This is a genomic window from Candidatus Binatia bacterium, from assembly GCA_036563615.1.
Classification (GTDB): domain Bacteria; phylum Desulfobacterota; class Binatia; order UBA12015; family UBA12015; genus DATCMB01.
The window spans coordinates 1-2,028 of sequence record DATCMB010000008.1 but is presented as its reverse complement, the minus strand read 5'-3'; the positions used below and the strand labels follow the sequence as shown (position 1 = coordinate 2,028).

General features: G+C 71.5%; 3 protein-coding genes. 1 reads left to right on the top strand and 2 read right to left on the bottom strand.

Annotation, left to right across the window (positions count from 1 at the left end; genetic code table 11):
• Nucleotides 1-160 precede the first annotated feature (160 nt).
• Nucleotides 161-562: an FxsA family protein gene (locus VIS07_07795; protein HEY8515400.1), complete on the bottom strand. Its 402-nt coding sequence runs from the start codon at nt 560-562 to the stop codon at nt 161-163.
• 29 nt (nt 563-591) lie between these two features.
• Here VIS07_07795 and VIS07_07790 point away from each other — a divergent pair, with 29 nt between their 5' ends.
• On the top strand, nt 592-969 hold the full coding sequence (locus tag VIS07_07790) for a metal-sulfur cluster assembly factor (protein ID HEY8515399.1): 378 nt from the start codon (nt 592-594) through the stop codon (nt 967-969).
• 111 nt (nt 970-1,080) lie between these two features.
• On the opposite strand, the gene VIS07_07785 is transcribed toward VIS07_07790, so the two are convergent.
• On the bottom strand, nt 1,081-1,569 hold the full coding sequence (locus tag VIS07_07785) for a carbonic anhydrase (GenBank protein HEY8515398.1): 489 nt from the start codon (nt 1,567-1,569) through the stop codon (nt 1,081-1,083).
• Between the last annotated feature and the right edge of the window lie 459 nt (nt 1,570-2,028).

Sequence of the window (2,028 nt, the reverse complement as noted above, 5' to 3'; positions counted from 1 at the left end):
GGGTTCTCGCCGATCGCCTGTGCGACGCGCTCGATCGCCCCGCCGAGCTCGGCGAGCGGCAGCCCCGACTCGCGCTCGTAGGCGCGAAAGCCACGCTCGAGCGGGGTCGTCAAGACCCCGCCGAAATCCGAGACGAGAGCGCGCGGTCGCGGCCGATCGGTCACGGCAGGGGTCCGCGCACGGTCACGGTTTCGATGCGGAAACGCCGCCGCAGCCAGCGCAGGCCGGCGCGGCGCAGAAGTTCGCGCGTGGGCGGCAGCAGCAAAAGAAGACCGACGACGTCGGTGATGAACCCCGGCGTGACGAGAAACGCGCCGCCGAAGATCACCATCACCCCTTCCTGCACTTCGCGGTGAGGCATCCGCCCGGCGGCGACGGCTGCGCGGAAGCGCCGCCACACGCTCCGCCCCTGGCTTCGCAAAAGCGCAGCACCGAGCAGCGAGTCAGCGGCGAGCAGGGCTACAGTCGGCAGCGCGCCGAGCCAGTCGCCGACCTTGAGGATCACGTACAGCTCGGCGAGCGGCAGAGCGACGAAGAGCGCTGCGAGCCAGAGAAGCGGCATCGCCGCCCGACCCTACTAGCATCGTGAGCGTGGAGAGTCACGAGCTCGAAAACACCCAGGCCGACAGCGGCGGCAGCGCCGGTGACCAGTCGGCCACGGCCGACGGCGGACCTCCGACGGTCGAAGAGGTCCGCGAGGCGCTCACGAACGTGATCGACCCCGAGCTCGGGCTCGACTTCGTCGAGCTCGGCCTGATCTACGACATCCAGGTCGAGGACGGCGACGTCTACGTCACCTACACGCTCACCTCGCCCGGCTGCCCGATCGGCCCGCACATCGCCGACCAGATCGAGGAGTTCGTGAGCGAGCTGCCGGGCGTCCAGCGCGTCTACCCGAAGCTCACCTTCGACCCGCCCTGGACACCCGACATGATGAGCGAGGACGCGAAGTTCGCGCTCGGCTACTGAGCACTGCGCCCGGGCTACCAAGCGGGGTGACTCGCCTACCGAGCGCGGCGCCCGGGCTAGTGAGCGCGACGCTTTAGACGGCGCGCAGCTCTAGACGGACGACGCGCCGCTCTAGACGACGCGGCGCAACAGGCCGCTCTCGAGTTCCAGCACGAAGCCGGCGATTGCGTCGCGGTGGAGCAAGAACGGGCTGCGCCGCAGCCGCTCGACGCCCTGGCGCACCTCTTGTTCGAGGTCGCGGAAACCCTCGGCCGACCACGCCGGGCGGACGCCCGTCTCCTGCTCGAGCTCGCTGCGGAACTCGTCGTCGGAGAGGCCGATCATCCCGCAGCCGGTGTGCTGGATCACCATCACCTCGCGCGTACCGAGCTTGCGCTGCGACACCGCCACCGAGCGGATCACGTCGTCGGTGACGACACCGCCCGCGTTGCGGATCACGTGCGCGTCGCCGGGCTCGAGACCGAGCAGCCGGTGAGCGTCGATGCGCGCGTCCATGCACGTGACGACGGCGAGCTTGCGCCGGGGCGGCGCGGGGATCTCGCCGAGGCCGCTGACACCTGCGTTGCGGTTGCGTTCGATTGCTTGCTCGATCTCGTTCACAGGCCTTGATTCAACCAGTGAGCGGCCGACCAGCGCGCGGCGGCGGCGATACTCGCGGCGATGGCGCAGGCACTGCTGGTGCGCGACGACGGACCCGGCGGCGGAGGTGGGAGCGGCGGCGGTTACGGGCGCGACGCCGGGGACCGGAGCGGCGGCGGGCACGAGGTCCGCGGGCACGACGGCCGCGGGCGCGCCGTTGGTGACGGGCGCGACCCGGCGCTGTCGGCGGCGCTCGCGCAATCGCTCCTCGAGCACGTCGCTGCCGGGCACGCCGACACGATCGTGCGCGTGGCGATCGCCGCGCCGGCGCTCGCGCTGTCGAAACTGGACCTCGCTTCCGGTCGCGGCGAAGCGGCCGCAGCTAGCGCCCGCGCGCACGGATTCCCGACCGTCGTGCGGCTGGTCGGCGGTCGCGCCGCGGCGCTGTCGGCGGGCGTGGTCGAGGTCGGTGTCTTCACC

Bases quoted from the DNA above. Each gene is read 5' to 3' on its own strand.
- VIS07_07795 (HEY8515400.1), bottom strand. From the start codon at position 562: ATGCCGCTTCTCTGGCTCGCAGCGCTCTTCGTCGCTCTGCCGCTCGCC.